This window comes from Streptomyces sp. NPDC059740 (assembly GCF_042733155.1).
In the GTDB taxonomy this organism is placed as follows: domain Bacteria; phylum Actinomycetota; class Actinomycetes; order Streptomycetales; family Streptomycetaceae; genus Streptomyces.
This window is the reverse complement of record NZ_JBHWGP010000010.1, coordinates 137,657-157,026: the sequence shown is the minus strand read 5'-3', so window position 1 is coordinate 157,026 and position 19,370 is coordinate 137,657. Positions and strand designations below refer to the sequence as shown.

Below are 19,370 nucleotides of genomic sequence, written 5' to 3'. Positions count from 1 at the left end.
GGGACCGTGCGGTGGCCGCGTCCGTTCCCGCCCCCGCCGGCGCGGGCCGTGCCCGGCGCCGGCGACGCGGGGTCACATCGTGAGCAGGCGCTCGGCCAGCACCCGGTAGTGGCGCAGGGCGACCCGCAGGTGCTCGGTGTCGGCGCCGTCGTGGGAGCGGCCCTCCCAGTCGTGCCGCAGTTCCCGCCGCCGCTCCTGCAGGACGCGCGGCAGTTCCTCGGTGAGCTGGGCGAGAAGGGCGTCCGCCTCGGCGACCGCCTCACGCGGCCGGTCGACGAAGCCGTGCACCGTCCGTTCCAGTCGCCGCTCGGCGCTCTCCCGGGCCTCCTCGTCGAGGAGGTGGCCACCGTCGGCGTGGGCGTGGGCATGCCCGTCGGGGCCACCGGCGGTCGCGCCGGGCTGGGGGGCGAACTCCTGGGGCTGCTGGACCTGTTGTGCCTGCTGTGGGTGCTGCATCTGCTGGGGGTCCGGCATCCGCTGCTGCGCAGGTGTCTGCTGCGGCTGCGGGGGCATCCCTTCGCCGGGGTGGGCGCCGGGGTGGGCGCCGGGGAGGTGGCCGCGCTCGGCGCTCCCGGCCGTGGCGTCGAAGGACGCGTCTCCGGGGGCGGGGGTACCGCCGTAAGCGGGCGCCCCGTCGTAGCCGGGTGTCTGGCCGTGCATCGCGGCGCCCGGGTGGCGGGGCGCCTCACCGTAGCCGGGAGCTCCCTCGAAACCGGGGGCTCCGCTGCCGTCGGGGCCGGGGGTGGCGCTGCCGTAGCCGGGGGCCCCGTGGTGCCCCGGGGTTCCGTTGCCGTCGAAGCCCGGGGTCGCGTCCGGGCCCTGGGGCCGGGTGCCGTCGTAGCCGGGGGTGCCGTCGTAACCGGGGGTGCCGTCGTAGCCCGGGGTGCCGTCGTAGCCCGTCGGTGCGGCTGCGGGCGGCATCCGGTCCTGCTGCGGGGCGGGTTGACCGGCGGCGGGGGCCGGCGGCGGTCCGACGGAGTGCCTCGGGGCGGGTGCCCCCTCGGCCGTCTCCGGGGCAGTCCGGGTCAGGCGTTCGCGCATCGTCGGGTGCTTCTCCTTCATCGTGCGCCTCCTTGCAGTCCTCGGGTGTGGCGGTGGGCGTCCGGTCGGGGGGCGGGGGTGCGGGCCTCGCGTACGGCGCTGCCCGGGGCGGTCCCGTGCCGCAGCGCGCCGTCGCTCTCGCGCGCCTGCTTCCGCAGGCCCCGACGGTGGTGGGGGTGGGTGGTGTGGTCACCGGTGGCCGTCAGGAGGGCGTCGAAGAGCACCCGGGCCGCCACGAACGTCTCCCGCAGTTCCTCGGTGTCCGCCGTCCCGGTGCGGGCCCCGGGCTCCCTCACCCCGGCGTGGCCGGGGCCCTGCGGGGCCTCGCCGCGCAGCCGGGCTGACAGGTCGTGGACCTTTCGGTAGCCGGCGACGTGTTCGGCGTGGTGCACGGACAGCGCCTCCGCCCGGGCCTCGTACCCCTCGGCGGGGTAGCCCCGTTCCCGGGCGAGCCGGTCGATGAGCTGTTCGGCGCCGGCCACGGCCCCGGTGGGATCGTCGACGAACCGTTCCTGGAGGGCGTCCCACTCGCCGGAGAACGCCCTGCGGTCCTCGGGGGCGAGGGGCAGCGGGCGGAGGTCGCCGTGGCGGCGCAGCCGTCCGCGCAGTTCGTCCTCCGCCGCCCGGGTGTCGCCGCCGTGCCGGTGGACGGCGAGTTCGTACTCGGGGCCGAAGCGCCGTCGCAGGTTGCCGTGGTCGCCGCCGGACCTGCGGGCGGCGACATACAGGACGATCGCGGCGATGACGACGATCGCCGCAATCAACGTGATGAGCGCGCCAGTAGACATGCGGTTCGGATTGCCGGGTTCTGCGGCGGCAAACGCCGCTCGCCCCGGACGGGCTTGACACGGTGGTGAAAGCGGTGGCAGGCGGGCGCGGGGCGGCGACAGAATGCCGTCCCGTGACCCGACCACCGGAGCCCGCACCCCCCACCGCCGCCCCCGTCCCCGCACCGGCGGACGACGCCCCGCACCCGGAGGCCAACGACCCACGACCGGAGGCAGAGGGCCGGCGGACGGAGCCGGGCGGTCCGGGGGCTGGGACGGACACCTCGCGGTCCGGGACGGACGGTCGCGGCCGGGAGGAGTCCGGGGCGTGGTCGGTAGCGGCCGAGCCCCCCGGCTCACCCACCGCGGCCGTCCTGTGGCGGGAGTACTGCACCGAGGTCGCCGACCGCTGGTACCTGCTGCACCTGGGGCGTCGCGGCACTCCGGAGGAGATCACGTCGTGCCTGGCAGCCGAGTCGGGCGAGGAACTGGCGCACCCACATGGAGAGTTGCTGGTCGCCAGGCGGGCGGGACGGGACGCCGCGGGAGGCACCGAGGTCGCGGGGTGCGCCGGGGTGCGGCTTCCGGGGCCGGGCACGGCGGAGTTGACGCGGGTGTACGTCCGTCCCGTGCTGCGGCGCTCGGGAGCGGGCCGGGCGCTGGTGGCGGCGGCCGAGGTGAGCGCCCGGCGGCTCGGCGCCCACCGGTTGCGGCTGGACACGCGGCTGGACCTGGTGGAGGCCCTCGCGCTCTACCGGCACTGCGGGTTCGTGGAGATCCCCGCCTACAACGCGGGGCCGTACGCGGAGACCTGGTGGGAGAAGCCGCTCGGCTGACCGGCACCCATCCTGCGCGGCGAACGCCCCCACCCCTGGCGGGCCGGACGGGCGGCCCGTCACGGACGGGCCGGACGGGCCTGCGGACGGGCCGGACGAGGCCGGGGAAGGCTGCCGCATGCGCAGCAGGGGACCGGGGTACCTGTGCGGTGGTCCCGGCGGGCCCGCGCGATGCGGCTGCCCCGGCGGGCAACGGACGGCGAAGGCGACACCTGGTCTGGGGCGGCATGAGCGAGACTTCCCGAAATCGATCCCTGGTGCTGCACATCGGCCACGAGGAACTGGTCATCCGCCGTCGCTACGAGGTGGCGAGCATCGCCAACGACATCCTGATCGCCCTCTGGTTCATCGCCGGCAGCGTCATGTTCTTCTCCGAGGCGTGGACCGTCGCGGGGACCTGGTGCTTCCTGGCAGGCAGCATCGAACTCCTGGCACGTCCCGTGATCCGGCTGGGCCGCCACCTCCACCTGCGGAAGGTGCAGGCGAAAGCCCCGCCGTCCGGACCCGCCGGAGTGGGGCGGGCGGCCACTGCCGGGGAGTACACGGAGTCGCCGCAGGACTACTGAGCCGGGGAGCGGGGAGGCCGGCAAGGGCACGGGCCCGGAGCGGCCCGGGGCGAGTGACCGGTTGCCGGTCGCGGGCCGCCGGCCGGCTCCCCCGGCCGTCGCAGCCGGTTCGGCGGCCGGAACGTCAGTCGACCGGACGTTCGTGGCGCGGGACGCCAGTCGACCGGAACGTCCGTGGCACGGGACGTCAGTCGACCGGACGTCCGTGGCGCGGGACGCCAGTCGACCGGAACACCCCGTGGCCCGGGACGTCAGTCGACCGGACGTCCGTGGCGCGGGACGCCAGTCGACCGGAACACCCCGTGGCCCGGGACGTCAGTGGCCGGGGTGAGGTGCGTGGTCCCCCTCGGCGGCCGGGTCGCCGGGGCGGTGCGGCAACTCGTGGCGTGAACCGCCCAGTTCGTTGCTGATCTCCTCGACGAGTGCGCGCAGGTCGGTCGGACGGTCCTCGGTCCACCAGTCGCCGAGGGTCTCGGCGAGCAGGTCCCGGCGCGCGGCGGCCAGCCGACCGGCCGTCTCCCGGCCGCGTTCGGTCGGCACCAGGGCCATGCCGTCGCGGACGGCGAGCCCGCGGCCCTCGACCTGGCGGGCCGCCTCGGTGACGGTCCGCAGCGGCACCCCGCCCCGCTCGGCGAGGTCGGCGGGGTCGACCTGGCCGTCCCTGGCCGTGCGGAGCAGCAGCCAGGCCCCGGCGGGCTGGAGGTCGCAGCCGGTGCGTTCGACGATCGTCTCGTAGACCCGGCGGCGCCCCTCCAGCGTCCCCATCCGCGACAGCGCCCGGCACACCTCGTCGTAGGAGGAGCGTTCGACCGGGTTGGGCGCGAGCACCTCGCCGCCTTCGGGGTGGGCCACGCTCGCCCGCAGCGGCTCCTCCTTCAGGAACCAGGCCAGGAGGAAGGCGAGGAGCACCACGGGGACGGCGTAGAGGAAGACGTCGGTGATGGACGCCGAGTACGCGCCCAGCACGCTGTTGCGGACCGCCGGCGGCAGCCCTGCCACGGCCCGTGGGTCGTGGGCGAGCGCCCCGGCGTCGGAGCCGGGCGGCAGCGGCCGGCCCCGCAGGGCGTCGGCGATGCGCGGGGCGAGCCGGTTGGCGAAGATCGTCCCGAAGACGGCGACGCCGAAGGAGGAGCCGATGGACCGGAAGAAGGTGGCGCCGGAGGTGGCGACGCCGAGGTCCTCGTAGCCCACCGCGTTCTGCACGACCAGCACCAGCACCTGCATCACCAGTCCCAGCCCGAAGCCGAAGACGAAGAAGTAGCAGCTGGTCACGACGGTGGAGGTGGTGGGGCTGAGCTGGTGCAGCAGGAGCAGCCCCAGGGCGGTGACGGCGGTGCCGGCGAGGGGGAAGACCCGGTAGTGGCCGGTGCGGCTGACCACCTGCCCCGAGCCGGTGGACGCGATGAGCAGACCGGCGACCATCGGCAGCATGTGGACACCCGAGGCGGTCGGCGAGACGCCCCGCACGACCTGGAGGAAGGTCGGCAGGTAGGTCATGGAGCCGAACATCGCGAAGCCGATGACGAACCCGATGACGGAGGCCAGGGTGAAGGTGCGGCCGCGGAAGAGCCGTAGCGGCAGCACCGGTTCGGCGGCGCGGCGCTCCACCGCGACGAACGCGGCCAGCAGTACGACGCCCGCCACGCCGAGCAGCACGGTCTGCCAGGAACCCCAGGGGAAGCTGACGCCGCCGAGCGAGGTCATCAGGACGAACGCGGCGGCGGTGGCGGCGATCAGCAGCGTGCCGAGGTAGTCGATGGTGTGGCGGCCGCGGTGGACGGGGATGTGCAGGACCGCCGCGATCACCACCAGCGCGACCACGCCGACGGGCAGGTTGACGTAGAAGACCCACCGCCAGCTCAGGTGGTCGGTGAAGAGACCGCCGAGCAGCGGCCCCAGCACACTGGTCGCCCCGAAGACGGCGCCGAAGAGCCCCTGGTAGCGGCCCCGTTCGCGGGGCGGCACCAGGTCACCGACGATCGCCATCGACAGCACCATCAGCCCCCCGCCGCCCAGCCCCTGCACGGCCCGGAAGGCGATCAGCTGCGGCATGTCGGAGGCCAGACCGCACAGCGCCGAACCGACCAGGAAGAGGACGATGGCGGTCTGGTAGAGCCGCTTGCGCCCGTACTGGTCACCGAGCTTGCCCCACAGCGGGGTCGCCGCGGTGGCGGCGAGCAGGTAGGCGGTGACCACCCAGGAGAGGTGGTCCAGGCCGCCCAGGTCGCTGACGATGGTGGGCAGCGCGGTGGAGACGATCGTCTGGTCCAGAGCGGCCAGCAGCATCCCCAGCAGCAGCGCCCCGACGGCCACCGGTACCGAACGGCCCGGCTGGTCCGGCTCCGTCGGCTGTATGCCGGCGTGGGGCGGAGTGGAGGTGTCGGCTGCCATGCCCTCTCCTTCATCAGGTCGTCGGCCCGGGCCGGGGCCCGCACGGCTACGGCTGCGGCTGCGGCTGCGGCTACCGGCAGCAGCGGTGCCGCCGGGGGCGCGGCCGGCACAGGCCGTACACGCCGGCCGTCACCGCGCCGTAGACCAGGTGGGGCACGGCGTCCGCGGCCCAGTCGGCGATCCGCCAGGTCCGCGGGTCGGAGATGCCGGTCACCGCCAGCGGCAGGTTCGCGCCGACCATGGCCGCGAGGGCGGTGGCCAGGGCACCTGCCGGGCGGTCCGGCCGCACCCCCGGTACCGTCCCGGCCAGGCCGAGGAGGGCTCCCACCCCGACACCGGTCGCGATGCCGAGCAGGGCGCCGATGCCGGAGAGGCGGTTGTCCCGGTGCTCCCCGCTACCGCGCACCGGGAGCCGGACCGAGGCGGCGAGCCGGTCGGCGGCCTCCTCGGGAACGTCGCTGGCGCCGCGCCCCCGCACGGCCATGTCGAGGTAGGTGACGGCGTTGAGCGCGGTGGTGCCCGCCGCACCCGCGGCGGCACCGGCCAGCACGTGACGGATCATGCGCCCCTGGGTGCCCCCGCCGGGCGTCGGGAAAACGGCAGGTCACGGACGGCCGGGGAGCGCACGCCCCGCACGCCCGCGCCGGGGGAGGTGGTGACCGCCCGCGCACCGAGGACGGCCGGTCGGTGGTGGCGCTCCCGCGCACCGGGGCCGGTGGGCCGATGGGCAGGCCGGCCGGCGGTGGAGGCGGTGAAGGCGGGCCGGCGGTGGAAGCGGTCCGGCCGGTGGGGCAGTCGGCCCGCCCGGCCCGCACTGCGCGATCGTCTGTCCCTTTGTCACCGCTCTACGACGTTTTCCGGCAGCCGCCATCCTGCGATCTGTCCCCTACTCCCCCCTTACTGATCATGAAATGGCGTTTCCTGCGTTTCGCCCGTGTCACGAATGGTCCGCAACCCTGTTCAGCCGAGGAAGCGCGGCGACATAATCGCGGCGCGTCCGCCGGGGTGTGCGCCCCCGGTTCCGGCGTCCGATCCAGGAGGGAACCGCCGTGAGAGCCGAGAGCTGCCCCCACTGCTCCGCACCGGCCCGCGGGGACGGCCGGCCGAACTGTCCGTGCGCCGAAGCGGCCGAGGGCCGGGAACCCCTGCGGTTACGGCCCTACGTGCACCTGCCCGACCCCACCCCGTACGGCTCCCCCACCCCCGCCTCCCCCACCCCGTACCGGTCCACCACCCGCCCCGCCCCGTACGAGTCCGCCGCCACCCGCCCCGCCCCGTACGAGCCCCTCACCCGTCGCGCCGCTCCGTTCGGCGGGCCCGGCACCCCCGTCGAGCGACACGGCGCGGCCCGCTCCCCGGAGCCCGTGGATGACCCCGGCCCCTTCCCGGCCCGGCCGGCAGGGCACCAGGAGCCCCCCTTCGTCCCGCCCGCCGAAGCGCCCCGGGACCACCGCCGAAGCGACCACGAGCACTACGAGGTCCGGGCACACCAGCAGCCCTGTGCGCACCACGGGCACTGCGGGGCTCCCTTCGCGCCGGGAGACGCCGGAGACGCCGCGCCCTCGGCGGGCGGCGGCCTCGGGGGCCTGCGCCCCGTCCCGCCGCCGGGTGGCGGCACAGCACCCCCACCCCCCTTCGCGTCCCGTCCCGCCCCACCTTCACCGGGCCGCGGAGCGGGACCCCGTGGCGCAGCGGAACCCGGCCTCGGCGTGCGTCCCGGCCTCGGCGCAGGCCCCCGCCTCGGCACGGAACCCCACCTCGGAGCGGGGCTCCTCCACCGCGGAGCCCTCGGAGCGGAACCTCACGGTGCGGCCCTCGGAGCAGGGCCGGACGACGGCTCGGCGACCACCGCCCACGGCCGCACGGAGCCGGCGCCGACGGCCGCCCCGCCCCGCCTCTCCCCGCTCCCACCGGACCGTCCGGACCGCACCTGGACCGCGGACGGGACGGTGGACGCGGCAGACGCGACGGACGGGACGGTCGGCGGTCCGCACCCCGAGCGGTCCCGACCGCCCTCCCACCGGCGGCGGCGCAGGCGGGCGGTGGTCGCGGGCATGACGGTGGCTGCCGCGGCGCTCGGAGTGGCCGGGGTGATGGTGGGCAGCGAACTGGTCTCCGAGGCCTACCACCGGGACGAGGCGCCCGACCAGGCGCGCACCGAGGAGGCGTCACCGACCCTCGCCCCGGTGCAGCCGACCGACGGCCGGCCCCCTTCGCTGCGCCCCTCCACCTCCCCGTCGCCGACGCCTCCCGCAGCGCCCACCCACCGGTCGGCGCAGACGACGGCTCCTGCCGCCGCGACGGTGTCAGCGCCCCACGGCCACCGTCCGCCGGCCACGGCCACCGCCTCCGGAAGCGTCGCCCCGACGCCCTCGCCCACCCGGTCCACCCCACCGGCGACCACCGCTCCGGTACTGAGCGAGGGGGACAGCGGGGCCGAGGTCGCCGAACTCCAGTACCGCCTCGCGCAGGCCGGCTTCCCCGCGGGTGACGGCGGCGTCTACGACGAGCGGGTACGGCAGGCGGTCTCCGACTACCAGCACCACTACGGCGTGCAGGGCGACCCCGACGGGGTGTACGGCGCCCACACCCGGCGATCGCTGGAGTCCCGGACCTCCGCATGAGGCAGCCGCCGACCGCCGAGCGGGGCGACGTCCCGGCCCGGCCCGCCCCGGGCGCCGAGGACGCTCCGGAACTGGCACCGCCACGGCCCGCGCCCCCACAGCCATGACCAGCGACGCTTTGCAGGCGCACCGCTTCTTTGTATCGTGATCGAACAAAGTGGCTCCGCCCGTCCCCCCTGACCGGCGGGCGGGGTCGCTTCTGTTCCCCGCCTCCCGTGCGCCGAGCGCCGGTTCGAGCCATCGGGGCCCGCGCCCCAGCCCCAACCCTGTCCCGCCACGGCACGGGTACACCCCCGCCGCCTCCGCCCGTCCGGTACGCGGCAGCACGCGCCACTCCACGGAGGGCGCGCCGCTCCTCCGGGTCAGGCCGACCCGCGCCCACCCCCGCCGCACGGCTCCCGCCGCCCGCACAACCGGCGCGGCTTTTTGTATCGTGGGCGAACAAAGCGTGCGTCCGCCAACCCGTCGACGACAGGAGTGCAGCGTGTCCGGATTTCACAGCGCCGAGGAGCTGGGCCCCTTCCGGGCGTTCCTGCTGGACATGGACGGCACCCTCGTCAACTCCGACGCGGTCGTCGAACGCGTCTGGCGCGACTGGGCCACCGAACACCGCCTGGACGCGGAGGAGATCCTCGCCGTCGCCCACGGCCGCCAGGGGTGGGCGACCATGGCCGCCTTCCTGCCCGAGCGGCCGATGGAGGACAACCTCGCCGACAACCGGCGACTGCTCGCCATGGAGACCTCCGACACCGACGGCATCGTCCCGGTCCCGGGTGCGGAGGAGTTCCTCGCCTCCCTCGCCGCACTCCCGCACGCCCTGGTGACCTCCGCGTCCGTGGCCCTCGCGCACGCCCGCATGGGGGCGGCCGGTCTCGCCATGCCGGCGGTACGCGTCACGGCGGAGAACGTCAGCGCGAGCAAGCCCGACCCCGAGGGGTTCCTGAAGGGCGCCGCGGAACTCGGTCAGGCGCCGGCGGACTGCGTGGCGTTGGAGGACTCCGCCGCGGGCATCGCAGCGGCGAAGGCGGCAGGCATGCGCGTGGTGGGCATCGGGGAGCGAGCCGCCTCCCTGGGCGCCACCGTCCACGTCCCCGACCTCACACACGTGCGCGTGGCCGCCACCCCGGAGGGGCTCATCACCCTCCACCCGACCCGCTGAGCCCACCGCCGCCTCTCCACCACCGCGCCCCTACCGAGCCGAGCCCGCCCGGCCACCGGCGCCACCGCCCGCCCCCGACCCGTTCCGGGGGCGGGCTTTCGCACTTCTGTACCTCTTCTCGAAAATCCACCCGCGGCGAAACGTCACATCTCCCTTCTTTCCGGTGGTGTCAACTCCCGCCCCATAGACGGCTGCTGAGTCCAGGTCAACCCTTGAAGTGACGTGGGCATGTCGTCACGCTGTCATCCGGAGCCCACCCGGCAGACACCCCACAGCGCCACCCTGGGCCCCGCGACGGACAGCACCACGTCCCGACCCCACCCATCCCCCCACACACCGGGAGTTGCGCCATGGGCCCCTCGAAACCGTCCCTCTACGCGCGTCACGTCACCGCCGTCGCGGCCGTCGCCGGCGCCCTCACCACCACCGTGCTGTGCAGTGCACCCACCGCCACCGCGGCGCCGCCGGCACCGCCGTCCGCCGCCACCGCCCGCACCTACCTGGCCGCGCTCACCGTCCAGGCCGAGGGCAGCACCGACGGCTACAGCCGCGACGCCTTCCCCCACTGGATCCAGCAGGGCGACAACTGCGACACCCGCGAGGTCGTCCTCAAGCGCGACGGCACCGGCGTCACCACCAACAGCAGCTGTGCCGCCACCGCCGGCACCTGGAAGTCCGCCTACGACGGGGCGACCTGGACCAACTCCTCCGACGTGGACATCGACCACGTCGTACCGCTCGCCGAGGCGTGGAAGTCCGGCGCCTCGAAGTGGACGACCGCACAGCGCCAGGCCCTCGCCAACGACCTCACCCACTCCCAGCTCATCGCCGTCACCGACAACGTCAACCAGGCCAAGGGCGACAAGGACCCCGCGAGCTGGCTGCCCCCGAGCACCTCGTACCACTGCACCTACGCCCGGATGTGGGTGTCGGTGAAGCACGTCTACGACCTCACCGTCGACTCCGACGAGAAGGCCGCCCTGCAGAAGATCCTCGACGGCTGCTGAGGGCTCCGGCCCCGGGGGCTGCCGACCACTGCAACGGTCCGGACCCCGGGGCCCGGCGGAGTCCGGACCGGTCCTGGGGGGACTGTTCCCGCACTGCACTGTTGCCGCGGGGTCCTCTCCGGCAGGCTGTGAGGCGGCGCTCACAGGTGGGGCCCGGCGCACTGGGTAGGCGGACCGGGCGGCACCCGGCAGGACCCGGGCGCCGCTGTGACCAGCCGACCATGGAGGCCGGCGGTCCGCCGCGGCACCGGCCCCGGCGCGACCGGCGGGACGAGGAGTGACCGATGAGCCAGCTGCGCCTGGGCCCGCTGCTGCGGTACGTGGACGAGGACAGCACCACCGTCTGGGTCGAGACGGACCGCAGCTGCGAGGTCCGGGTGCGCTGTGCGGACGGCACCCAGGGCGTCGAGCGGACCTGGCAGGTCGCCGGGCACCACTACGCCCTCGTGGTGGTCAAGGACCTGACCCCGGGCACCGAGACCGCCTACGAGGTGCTGCTGGACGGCGAGAAGGTGTGGCCCGAACCCGACAGCCCCTATCCGCCGAGCACCATCCGGACCCTGCCGCGCGAGCCCGCCGAGGACCACGAGCTGCGGGTGACCTTCGGCTCCTGCCGCTGGACCGTCCCGCCGGCCGGTACCCGCCACGACCCGGTGGGCCCGGACGCCCTGGACACCCTGGCACGCTCCTTCGCCCGCGAGGCGACGGCCACGGGCGGCGCCCACCCGGCGGACGGGGCACCCTCCGGACTCGCGCCTCTCCCCGACGTGCTGGCGCTGCTGGGCGACCAGGTCTACGCGGACCAGCCCTCGCAGGCCGTCGCCGACCGCATCGCCCGCCGGCGGGACCTGTCCTCGCCGCCCGGTCGGGAGGTCGCCGACTACGAGGAGTACACCTACCTCTACGACGAGTCCTGGCGCGACCCGGACGTGCGCTGGCTGCTGTCGACGGTCCCGTCCTGCATGATCTTCGACGACCACGACGTCGTGGACGACTGGAACACCTCCCAGGCATGGCTGGCGGAGATGCGCGAGACGTCCTGGTGGCACGACCGGATCCAGGGCGGCCTGATGTCGTACTGGGTCTACCAGCACCTGGGCAACCTCTCCCCCGCCGAACTGGCCGCGGACCCGCTCTACGCCCGGGTGCGGGCCTCCGAGGACGGCACCGCCGCGGTGCACGAGTTCACCGAGCGGGCCGACGCCGACCCCACGACCGCCCGCTGGAGCTACCGCAGGGACTTCGGCCGGGTCCGCCTGGTCGTCGTGGACTGCCGGGCGGCACGGGTGCTGCGGGGGGAGAGCGAGGGCAGACGGGCGATGCTCGACCCGGACGAGGCCGCCTGGGTCCGCAGGCAACTCCTGGCGGACCCGGCGGACGTCGACCACCTGCTGGTCGGCAGTTCCCTGCCCTGGCTGCTGCCCGACATGATCCACGACATGGAGGGCTGGAACGCCGCGATGTGCGCGGGCGTGCGGGGCCCGCGCTGGGCCCGGCGCGGTGAACGGCTGCGCCGCAAGGCCGACCTGGAGCACTGGCCGGCCTTCCCCTCCTCCTTCGACGACCTCTCCGACATCCTGGCGGAGGCGGCGTCCCGCGCCGACGGACCGGCGAGCGTCAACGTCCTCTCCGGCGACGTCCACCACTCCTACGCGGCCGAGGCCGGCTGGCGCGGCACCGCCGAGCAGGCCCGGGTCTGGCAGCTGACCTGCTCGCCGGTGCACAACTCCGTTCCCGGCTACATGACGGCCGTCTTCCGGCTCGGCTGGAGCGCGCTGGGCCGGCGCCTCGGCGCGCTCCTGGCCCGCCACGGCCGCCTGCCCGAGCGGCTGCTGACCTGGCGTCGCGCCGGCGGCCCCTGGTTCGGCAACCACCTGATGACGCTGACGCTGCGCGGGCGCTCGGCCCAGGCCCGCCTGGACCGGGCCGACCACGACGAGACCGGCGGTGCCCGGCTCCGCACGGTCTGGGACCGTTCCCTGACGGCCCGGGAGCCTCGGCAGGAACATCGACAGGAACCCGGAAGCTGACATTCCAGACACGAGTTCTCCTGGCTCACCCGCACCGGTGATGATGTGGACGCACGTTGCGCCCCACCTGCCCCCAGGGAGCCCGTCACATGGCCGCCGACCACACCGCCCCGCATCCCGCACGCCCCACCCGCGGAGCACCGGAAGGCGGTTCCGCACCCGACCCCGCCCCCCGGCCGGACGCGGCCGACACCCCGGCCCCGGACCGCCGTTCCGACGACACTGCCGCCCCCGACGCCACTGCCGCCCCCGAAGACGCTGCCGCCGCTGCCCGCCCGTACACCGCGGACCGCCTCACCGGCGTCCCCGCACCACGGGGGCGCGGGGCGAGCAGCGGCCCCGGGGCGACCGCTGGACGGGACGCGGCCGCCGGACGGGACGCGGCCGGCGGTTCCGTGTCGCGAGCGGCCCGGGCCGGGACGGGAGCCGACCGGGCCGGGGAGGCGGCGGCCGGGGAGGGGGCCTCGCTGGCCGTGGTGGGGGCCGGGCCTCGCGGTACCAGCGTGCTGGAGCGCCTGGCCGCCGCCGTGCCGGAGCTGCTGCCGACCGGACGTCTGACCGTCCACGTCGTCGACCCCTCGCCGCCCGGCGCCGGCCGCGTGTGGCGCACCGACCAGAGCGGTGAGCTGCTGATGAACACGGTCGCCTCGCAGGTGACGCTCTTCACCGACGAGACGGTGCCCTGCGCCGGCCCGGTGCGCCCCGGCCCCACCCTCCACGAGTGGGCCCTGCGGCACGACCGCGACGCCGGCCCCCTCGCCCCCGACGACTACCCCACCCGGGCCCGCTACGGACGCTATCTGCGCTGGGTCTTCGCCCAGGTGACGGCCACCGCCCCGCAGTCACTGCAGGTCGTGGTCCACGCGGCGCGCGCCGTGCGCCTGACCGCCGACACCCGCGGTGGCGTCGCCCGGGTCCCGGACGGCCCCCGCGGTGCCGACGGGCCCCAGCGCCTCGACCTCGACGACGGCACGGTGCTGCGCGGCCTGGGCGCCGTCGTGCTCGCCCAGGGCCACCTGCCCGCCCGGCCCGACCCGCGTCAGGCCGAGACCGCCGCGTACGCCGCCGAGCACGGCCTGACCTACCTCCCCCCGGCCAACCCCGCCGACCTCGCGGCAGAACTCGACCTCCTGGCGCCGGGCCGGCCCGTCCTGCTGCGCGGCCTGGGCCTGAACTTCTTCGACCACATGGCGCTGCTGACCGCCGGCCGCGGCGGACGCTTCAGCCGCGAGGCCCCGGGCGGGCCGCTTCGGTACACCCCGTCCGGTCGCGAACCCCGGCTGTACGCAGGCTCCCGTCGCGGCGTGCCGTACCACTCCCGCGGCGACAACGCCAAGGGCGCCCTGGGCTGCCACGTTCCCGTCGTCCTGACCGGGGAGGTGGTGACCGCCTTCCGCCGCCGCGCGGCGGCCGGCGACCCGCCCGACTTCCGCACGGAGGTCTGGCCGCTGGTCTCCAAGGAGGTCACCCTCGTCCACTACGAGGCGCTGCTGACCGCCCGCGGCCGCCCAGCGGCGGACGTCGCCGCCTTCCGCACCCGGTTCCTCGCGGCTGCCGGCCCGCACGAGGAGGCGGCGGCCCTCACCGCCTCCGGCGTGGCCCCGGCCGACCGGTGGGACTGGGAGGCCCTCGCGCACCCCCACGCCGGGGAGCGCTTCGCGGACCCCGCGGGCTTCCGCGGCTGGCTCCTGGCCCACCTGCGCAGGGACGTCGCACAGGCCCGGCTGGGCAACGTAGCCGGACCCGTGAAGGCCGCCCTGGACGTACTGCGCGACCTGCGCAACGAGCTCCGCCGCGTCGTCGACCACGCCGGGCTGAGTGGCGACTCCCGTCGTGAGCACCTGGACCGGTGGTACACCCCCCTCAACGCCTTCCTGTCCATAGGCCCGCCGCGGCGCCGCGTCGAGGAGATGGCCGCGCTGGTCGAGGCCGGGGTGCTGGACGTGATCGGTCCCGACCTGCGGGTGGGCACCGAGCCCCGCGGCGGCACCTTCGACAAGCCCCACTTCGCCGCCTGGTCGCCCCGGGTGCCGGGCTCCCTGGTCCGCGCCACCGCCCTGATCGAGGCCCGGCTGCCCGAGGTCGACCTGCGTCGCACCGGCGACCCGCTGCTGGCCGGGCTCCTCGCGGCCGGCGAGTGCCGACCGCACACCCTGGACGGCTACGAGACCGGCGGCCTCGACGTCACGCCGAGCCCCTACCACCTGGTGGGCGGCGACGGCCGGGCCCACCCGCGGCGCTTCGCGGTGGGCGTGCCGACCGAGGGCGTCCACTGGGTCACCGCCGCGGGCGCCCGTCCCGGCGTCGGCTCGGTGACCCTCGCCGACACCGACGCCGTGGCCCGCGCCGCCCTCCGAGCCGCCTGCCCCGCACCCCACTCGCGCCCGGCACCGGCCGGTCCCCGCCCCACCGAACAGCAGCCCGCCACCCCGTCGTTGACCGTCTGACCGCCCCCCACCTCCCCGGTCCCACGGCGGTCCGCCACTCCCCACCGGCGTCGCGTCCACTCCCCACCGGCGTCGCGTCCCGCCCCGTCAGCGACACGGCCGGCCCGCACCGGCGACGCGCCCCACCCCACCCACGACCTGCCCGCCCCCACCCACGGGCCCCGGCCGACACGGACCCCGCCCGCTGCGGGGCCGCGCCCCGGCGTACGCTGTACGGCTGTACCACCGTCCCGTGCCGGCGCACGTACGCCGCCCGGTGGGACCGGAACGCGAAATCGGAGTCGGAACGTGCTGGACAGCCTGGGGTCGTGGACGTCGACTCCTTGGGTGTACCTGGTGGTCGGCATGTCGGTCCTGCTGGACGTGTTCGTACCCATCCTGCCCAGCGGCGTCCTCGTCGTCGCAGCCTCGGCGACAGCCGCCGGCACCAGGACGGCCGCCGGCGCGGTCGGTGCCGCGGCCGTACACGGTGGTCTGCTGGAGATGGGGTCCCTGACCCTGTGCGCGGCGACGGCTTCCGTCCTCGGCGACCTGGCCGCCTACCGCGTCGCCTGGCGCGGCGGCGACCGCTTCGACCGGGCCATCTCCCACTCCCGCAGACTCTCCGCCGCACAGGAACGCCTCGGCTCGGCACTGACCCGCGGTGGTGGCGGCCTGGTGGTCCTGGCACGGTTCGCGCCGGCGGGCCGGTCCGTGGTGAGCCTGGGCGCCGGCGTCGCACACCGCGCGGCCCGCGAGTTCCTGCCCTGGTCGGCGCTGGCCGGTCTGGCGTGGGCCGCCTACAGCGTCTGCCTGGGGTACTTCGGCGGCAGACTGCTCGGTGCCTCGTGGTTCTCCACCGCCCTCTCCGTGCTGGCCCTCTTCGGCGCGGGCTCGGCCGCGGTCTACCTGATGCGCCGCCCCACCCGCACCGGCCCCTGACCCGGGCCCGCCTGCCGGCTCCGCCCCTCCACCGGCCCGTCACCCGAGCCGTCGGCGCCCGGAAGGCCGTGGTGGGGGCCGCGGTAGAGTCGTGTGTTCCCCTTTTCGCACCCGCCCCAGGGACGTCATGACCGCACCTCCGCTCGCCGAACGTGTCACCTGGACCGAGGCCGACCGGCCCCACTCCGCCCTGTGGCGTTCCGAGGGCGGACTGCCGGCACCCCGCCGCGTCGCGGTCGTCGACGACCGGTTGAAGGCGGACGCCGCGTACAAGCTGGTCTGCGAGGGCACGGCGTTGCTGTGGCGCGGCGACTTCCACAACGCCCGCCAGCTGCTCACCGCGCTCGCCCGCCGCATGGACCGCCGTCCCCGCAAGGCACCCGTCCCGCCCGACCACGCCACGCAGGACCCGGCGTTGGCCTTCCACCGCCACCGCGCCGCCCAGCACCAGCGGGCGCGCATCCTCGGCATGCTGCTGGTACCGCTGTCCGCCGACTACACCGTCCCGCTGCGCCGGGCCCCGCGGGTGCACGACGCCTGCGTCCAGGCGTACGGCCCCGTGGACGGCCGGACGGAGCACCCCGGCGACACCGCCGGCACGGCAGTCGCCCGGAACGTGGACGGCGTGGTGGACCCGAGGCGCCCGGGCGGCGCCGGAGGTGCGGAGGACTTCGTGAGTGCGGAGGGCCCCGGGGGTACGGAGGACTCCGTGAGTGCAGAGGGCCCCGGAGGTGCGGAGGGCCCCGGGGGCGCCGGTGACGGCTGGCTGGTGTCGCTGCGCGAACTCCTCGGTGTCGTGGGGGCCTGGGAGTGGCGGCGCAAGGGCGTGGAGATCCCGGCCCTCGGCGGCGACCGCGTCCACCCCTTCTACGGGGTCTTCTCCCCGGTGCGCGGCGAGTACGTGGACCTCGTCGCGCGCGCCCCCCTGCCCGCCGACGACCTGGCGTTCGACATCGGCACCGGCACCGGCGTCCTCGCTGCCGTCCTGGCCCGCCGCGGCGTGGCCCGCGTGGTCGCCACCGACCTCGCCCCGCGCGCCCTGGCCTGCGCCCGGGAGAACGTCACCCAGCTCGGTGTCGGCGACCGCGTCGAGGTGGTCGCCGCCGACCTCTTCCCCGAGGGCCGGGCCCCGCTCGTGGTCTGCAACCCCCCGTGGGTGCCCGCCAAGCCGACCTCAGCGGTCGAGCACGCCGTCTACGACCCGGGCAGCCGCATGCTGCGCGGCTTCCTCACGGGCCTGCCCGACCACCTCACCCCCGGCGGCGAGGGCTGGCTGATCCTCTCCGACCTGGCCGAACACCTCGGCCTGCGGGCCCGCACCGAACTGCCCGCCCTCATCGACGCCGCCGGGCTGCGCGTCCTGGACCGCCTCGACATCGCCCCCCGCCATCCGCGCGCCCGTGACACCACCGACCCGCTGCACACCGCTCGGGCCGCCGAGGTCACCTCCCTGTGGCGGCTGGCGGTGGCCCGGTGACCTCCGCGCCGCCGGTCACGCCCGGTCCCCTCCACCCCGACCGGCTGGTGGCCCGCGCCCGCCGCCTCGCCACCTCGACGCCCGGCTCCCGACGCGTCCTCGGCATCACCGGCCCACCCGGTGCGGGCAAGTCGACGCTCGCCGCGCACCTCGCCGCCGCCCTGGGCGACCTCGCCGCACTGGTCCCCATGGACGGCTTCCACCTGGCCGAGGCCGAACTGCGCCGCCTGGGCCGCACCGACCGCAAGGGCGCCCCCGACACCTTCGACGCCGCGGGCTACGCGACGCTCCTGCACCGCCTGCGCCACCCCGCCGAGGGCCCCACCCCCGGCGCCACCGTGTACGCCCCGGCCTTCGACCGCGGCCTGGAGGAGCCGGTCGCCGGCAGCATCCCGGTCCCGCCCGAGGTCCCGCTCGTCCTGACGGAGGGCAACTACCTGCTCCTGGACGAGGGCCCCTGGGCCGCGGTCCGGCCGCTGCTCGACGAGGTCTGGTACGTCGACCTGGACCCCGGCACCCGGGTGCGGCGCCTCGTCGACCGCCACACCCGCTTCGGCCGCACCCCGCAGGACGCCGAACACTTCGTCCGCACCTCCGACGAGTCCAACGCCCGCCGCGTCGCCCGCACCCGCGCCCGAGCGGACCTCGTCGTCACCTTCCCGGCCGGACAGGCGCCGCGACCGGTGTAGGGGGCTGGGAAACCGGCCGGGAACCCCGGTGCCGCCGCCCCGCCTCCCGCCCCGGTGCGCCGGATGCCAGGATGGTGAAGGAACGGTGAAGGCCCCCGGTCCGCTCAGGCGCCCTGTCCGGATCCGCCGAGCACGAGGACACCCTCCGGCGAGCCTGCCACCCGCCAGCAGCCCCTTCCGCGACCGCCCGAGAGACGACCATGGAAAACGCCGAGGCCGACCAGACGCCCCACCACCCGACCTCACCACCGCCCGAGCGCACCACGCGCCGCCCCGCCCCGGCCGACCAGGACGCCGCCACGGAAGGGGCCGCGCCCACGGACCCGGCCGCACCCGAGGCGAGCACCGAGGGGAAGAACGTGGCCGCGGGCAGGGACAGGGCCGCGGCGGAGGACGGAGCCGCGGACCAGGACGGAGCCGCGAGCGGGGGCGGGGCTGCCGACGGGCTCCCGGCCCCAGCGGGGGACACCGCCACGACCGAGGCTGCCACCGAGGTCACCGCCGAGATCACCGCCGAGGTCACGGCCGGACTGGCGCCCGTGCCGGGCGGCGGCGAACTCTTCTACGAGGTGGCGGGCGACGGTCCCGCCGTGGTCCTCCTGCACGGCGGCATGCTCGACAACCACATGTGGGACGAGCAGTTCGCATGGCTCAGCCGCTCGGGCCACCGCGTGGTGCGCTACGACGCCCGCGGCCACGGCCTGTCCTCCGACATCAAGGGCGACTACGCCCACCACGAGGACCTCCGTGCACTCCTCGCCCACCTCGGCATCAGCCGCGCGGTCCTGGTCGGCCTCTCCCACGGCGCCCGGGTCGCCCTGGACACCGCGCTCACCCACCCGGAGGTGGTGGCCGGTCTGGCCCTGGCCTCCCCCGGCATCAGCGGTCGTGCGTTCACCGACCCCTTCCTGCGCGAGAACATCAGGCAGCAGGTCGCCCACGCCGAAGGCCCCCACGCCGCGGAGTGGTACGTCGAGCACTTCCTGCGCATGTGGGTCGACGGCCCCCACCGGCAACCCGGCGCCGTCGACCCGGCCCTGCGCGAGCGCCTGCGGGACACGGCGGAAGCCAACGCCGTGGCCCACCCCGAAGGCTTCAGCGCCGGCGTGGCCCGTGAGGCCGACGCCTGGTCGCACCTCACCGAGCTCGACGTCCCCACCCTCGTCCTCGACGGCGACCTCGACGTCTCGGACATCTCCGCCAACGCCCACGCCATCACCCTCGCCATCCCCGGCGCCCACCGCGTCCGCGTCCCCGCCGCCGCCCACATGGTCAACCTGGAGAACCCCCAAGCCTTCGACGAGGCCCTCCGCACCTTCCTGGCCCGCCTGACCGGCTGACCGACTGACCGGCTGACCGACTGACCGGCTGAGACTCCCTCCCCTCTGTTCCGTCCCGACCACCCGCCGTAACGG

16 protein-coding genes are annotated in these 19,370 nt (G+C 75.9%); 11 read left to right on the top strand and 5 right to left on the bottom strand.

The features are described 5' to 3' along the window. Positions 1-72: 72 nt before the first annotated feature. Both ACFV3R_RS15155 and ACFV3R_RS15150 read right to left on the bottom strand, forming a co-directional pair. Complete coding sequence (locus tag ACFV3R_RS15155; RefSeq protein WP_385581495.1) at positions 73-1,062, bottom strand: hypothetical protein; 990 nt, start codon at positions 1,060-1,062, stop codon at positions 73-75. Continuing rightward, a complete protein-coding gene (locus ACFV3R_RS15150) occupies positions 1,059-1,829 on the bottom strand; it encodes a hypothetical protein (protein ID WP_385581492.1) in 771 nt (256 codons plus the stop codon). The genes ACFV3R_RS15155 and ACFV3R_RS15150 overlap by 4 nt, the downstream gene beginning before the upstream one ends. Positions 1,830-1,942: 113 nt before the next feature. Between ACFV3R_RS15150 and ACFV3R_RS15145 the strand changes: the two genes are divergently transcribed. Further along, positions 1,943-2,644: a GNAT family N-acetyltransferase gene (locus tag ACFV3R_RS15145; RefSeq protein WP_385581489.1), complete on the top strand. Its 702-nt coding sequence runs from the start codon at positions 1,943-1,945 to the stop codon at positions 2,642-2,644. Between the two features lie 227 nt (positions 2,645-2,871). After that, positions 2,872-3,210, top strand: a complete 339-nt coding sequence (locus ACFV3R_RS15140; RefSeq protein WP_385581486.1) for a YrhK family protein — start codon at positions 2,872-2,874, stop codon at positions 3,208-3,210. Between the two features lie 315 nt (positions 3,211-3,525). Here the strand turns inward: ACFV3R_RS15140 and ACFV3R_RS15135 are convergent, their stop codons facing one another. From ACFV3R_RS15135 to ACFV3R_RS15125, 3 genes are all read right to left on the bottom strand, one after another. Continuing rightward, complete coding sequence (locus ACFV3R_RS15135) at positions 3,526-5,601, bottom strand: MFS transporter (RefSeq protein WP_385581482.1); 2,076 nt, start codon at positions 5,599-5,601, stop codon at positions 3,526-3,528. Positions 5,602-5,671: 70 nt separating this feature from the next. Beyond that, the gene (locus tag ACFV3R_RS15130) at positions 5,672-6,163 is read right to left on the bottom strand and encodes a hypothetical protein (RefSeq protein WP_385581479.1); all 492 of its coding nucleotides are present in this window, start codon (positions 6,161-6,163) and stop codon (positions 5,672-5,674) included. A 1,096-nt stretch (positions 6,164-7,259) separates the two neighbouring features. Continuing rightward, on the bottom strand, positions 7,260-7,406 hold the full coding sequence (locus ACFV3R_RS15125) for a hypothetical protein (RefSeq protein WP_385581476.1): 147 nt from the start codon (positions 7,404-7,406) through the stop codon (positions 7,260-7,262). A gap of 144 nt (positions 7,407-7,550) precedes the next feature. On the opposite strand from ACFV3R_RS15125, the gene ACFV3R_RS15120 reads away from it, so the two are divergent. From ACFV3R_RS15120 to ACFV3R_RS15080, 9 genes are all read left to right on the top strand, one after another. Then, positions 7,551-8,225 carry a peptidoglycan-binding protein gene (locus tag ACFV3R_RS15120; protein WP_385581473.1) on the top strand — a complete coding sequence of 225 codons (675 nt, stop codon included), beginning with the start codon at positions 7,551-7,553 and terminating at the stop codon, positions 8,223-8,225. A gap of 484 nt (positions 8,226-8,709) precedes the next feature. Beyond that, positions 8,710-9,384, top strand: coding sequence for an HAD-IA family hydrolase (locus ACFV3R_RS15115; protein ID WP_385581470.1), 675 nt, complete (start codon positions 8,710-8,712; stop codon positions 9,382-9,384). Positions 9,385-9,734: 350 nt separating this feature from the next. Continuing rightward, a complete protein-coding gene (locus tag ACFV3R_RS15110; RefSeq protein WP_385581467.1) occupies positions 9,735-10,391 on the top strand; it encodes an HNH endonuclease family protein in 657 nt (218 codons plus the stop codon). Between the two features lie 284 nt (positions 10,392-10,675). After that, on the top strand, positions 10,676-12,421 hold the full coding sequence (locus ACFV3R_RS15105) for an alkaline phosphatase D family protein (protein ID WP_385581464.1): 1,746 nt from the start codon (positions 10,676-10,678) through the stop codon (positions 12,419-12,421). Between the two features lie 89 nt (positions 12,422-12,510). Further along, positions 12,511-14,868 (top strand): FAD/NAD(P)-binding protein, encoded by a 2,358-nt coding sequence (locus ACFV3R_RS15100; protein WP_385581461.1) that lies wholly within the window; start codon positions 12,511-12,513, stop codon positions 14,866-14,868. Positions 14,869-15,156: 288 nt separating this feature from the next. Next, entirely contained in the window at positions 15,157-15,789 is a 633-nt protein-coding gene (locus ACFV3R_RS15095; protein WP_385581458.1) for a DedA family protein, read from the top strand. Positions 15,790-15,916: 127 nt separating this feature from the next. Beyond that, positions 15,917-17,266 (top strand): methyltransferase, encoded by a 1,350-nt coding sequence (locus ACFV3R_RS15090; RefSeq protein WP_385581455.1) that lies wholly within the window; start codon positions 15,917-15,919, stop codon positions 17,264-17,266. After that, positions 17,263-17,955 carry a nucleoside/nucleotide kinase family protein gene (locus ACFV3R_RS15085; protein WP_385581452.1) on the top strand — a complete coding sequence of 231 codons (693 nt, stop codon included), beginning with the start codon at positions 17,263-17,265 and terminating at the stop codon, positions 17,953-17,955. Before ACFV3R_RS15090 ends, ACFV3R_RS15085 begins: the two co-directional genes overlap by 4 nt. A gap of 200 nt (positions 17,956-18,155) precedes the next feature. Next, positions 18,156-19,295, top strand: coding sequence for an alpha/beta fold hydrolase (locus tag ACFV3R_RS15080; RefSeq protein ID WP_385581449.1), 1,140 nt, complete (start codon positions 18,156-18,158; stop codon positions 19,293-19,295). Positions 19,296-19,370 lie beyond the last annotated feature (75 nt).

What these genes read in the sequence shown, in the direction of transcription:
- ACFV3R_RS15130 (WP_385581479.1), bottom strand. Translation starts at nt 6,163, where the DNA reads ATGATCCGTCACGTGCTGGCCGGTGCCGCCGCGGGTGCGGCGGGCACC.
- ACFV3R_RS15110 (WP_385581467.1), top strand. Translation starts at nt 9,735, where the DNA reads ATGGGCCCCTCGAAACCGTCCCTCTACGCGCGTCACGTCACCGCCGTC.
- ACFV3R_RS15155 (WP_385581495.1), bottom strand. Translation starts at nt 1,062, where the DNA reads ATGAAGGAGAAGCACCCGACGATGCGCGAACGCCTGACCCGGACTGCC.
- ACFV3R_RS15140 (WP_385581486.1), top strand. Translation starts at nt 2,872, where the DNA reads ATGAGCGAGACTTCCCGAAATCGATCCCTGGTGCTGCACATCGGCCAC.
- ACFV3R_RS15100 (WP_385581461.1), top strand. Translation starts at nt 12,511, where the DNA reads ATGGCCGCCGACCACACCGCCCCGCATCCCGCACGCCCCACCCGCGGA.
- ACFV3R_RS15090 (WP_385581455.1), top strand. Translation starts at nt 15,917, where the DNA reads ATGACCGCACCTCCGCTCGCCGAACGTGTCACCTGGACCGAGGCCGAC.
- ACFV3R_RS15150 (WP_385581492.1), bottom strand. Translation starts at nt 1,829, where the DNA reads ATGTCTACTGGCGCGCTCATCACGTTGATTGCGGCGATCGTCGTCATC.
- ACFV3R_RS15105 (WP_385581464.1), top strand. Translation starts at nt 10,676, where the DNA reads ATGAGCCAGCTGCGCCTGGGCCCGCTGCTGCGGTACGTGGACGAGGAC.
- ACFV3R_RS15135 (WP_385581482.1), bottom strand. Translation starts at nt 5,601, where the DNA reads ATGGCAGCCGACACCTCCACTCCGCCCCACGCCGGCATACAGCCGACG.
- ACFV3R_RS15080 (WP_385581449.1), top strand. Translation starts at nt 18,156, where the DNA reads ATGGAAAACGCCGAGGCCGACCAGACGCCCCACCACCCGACCTCACCA.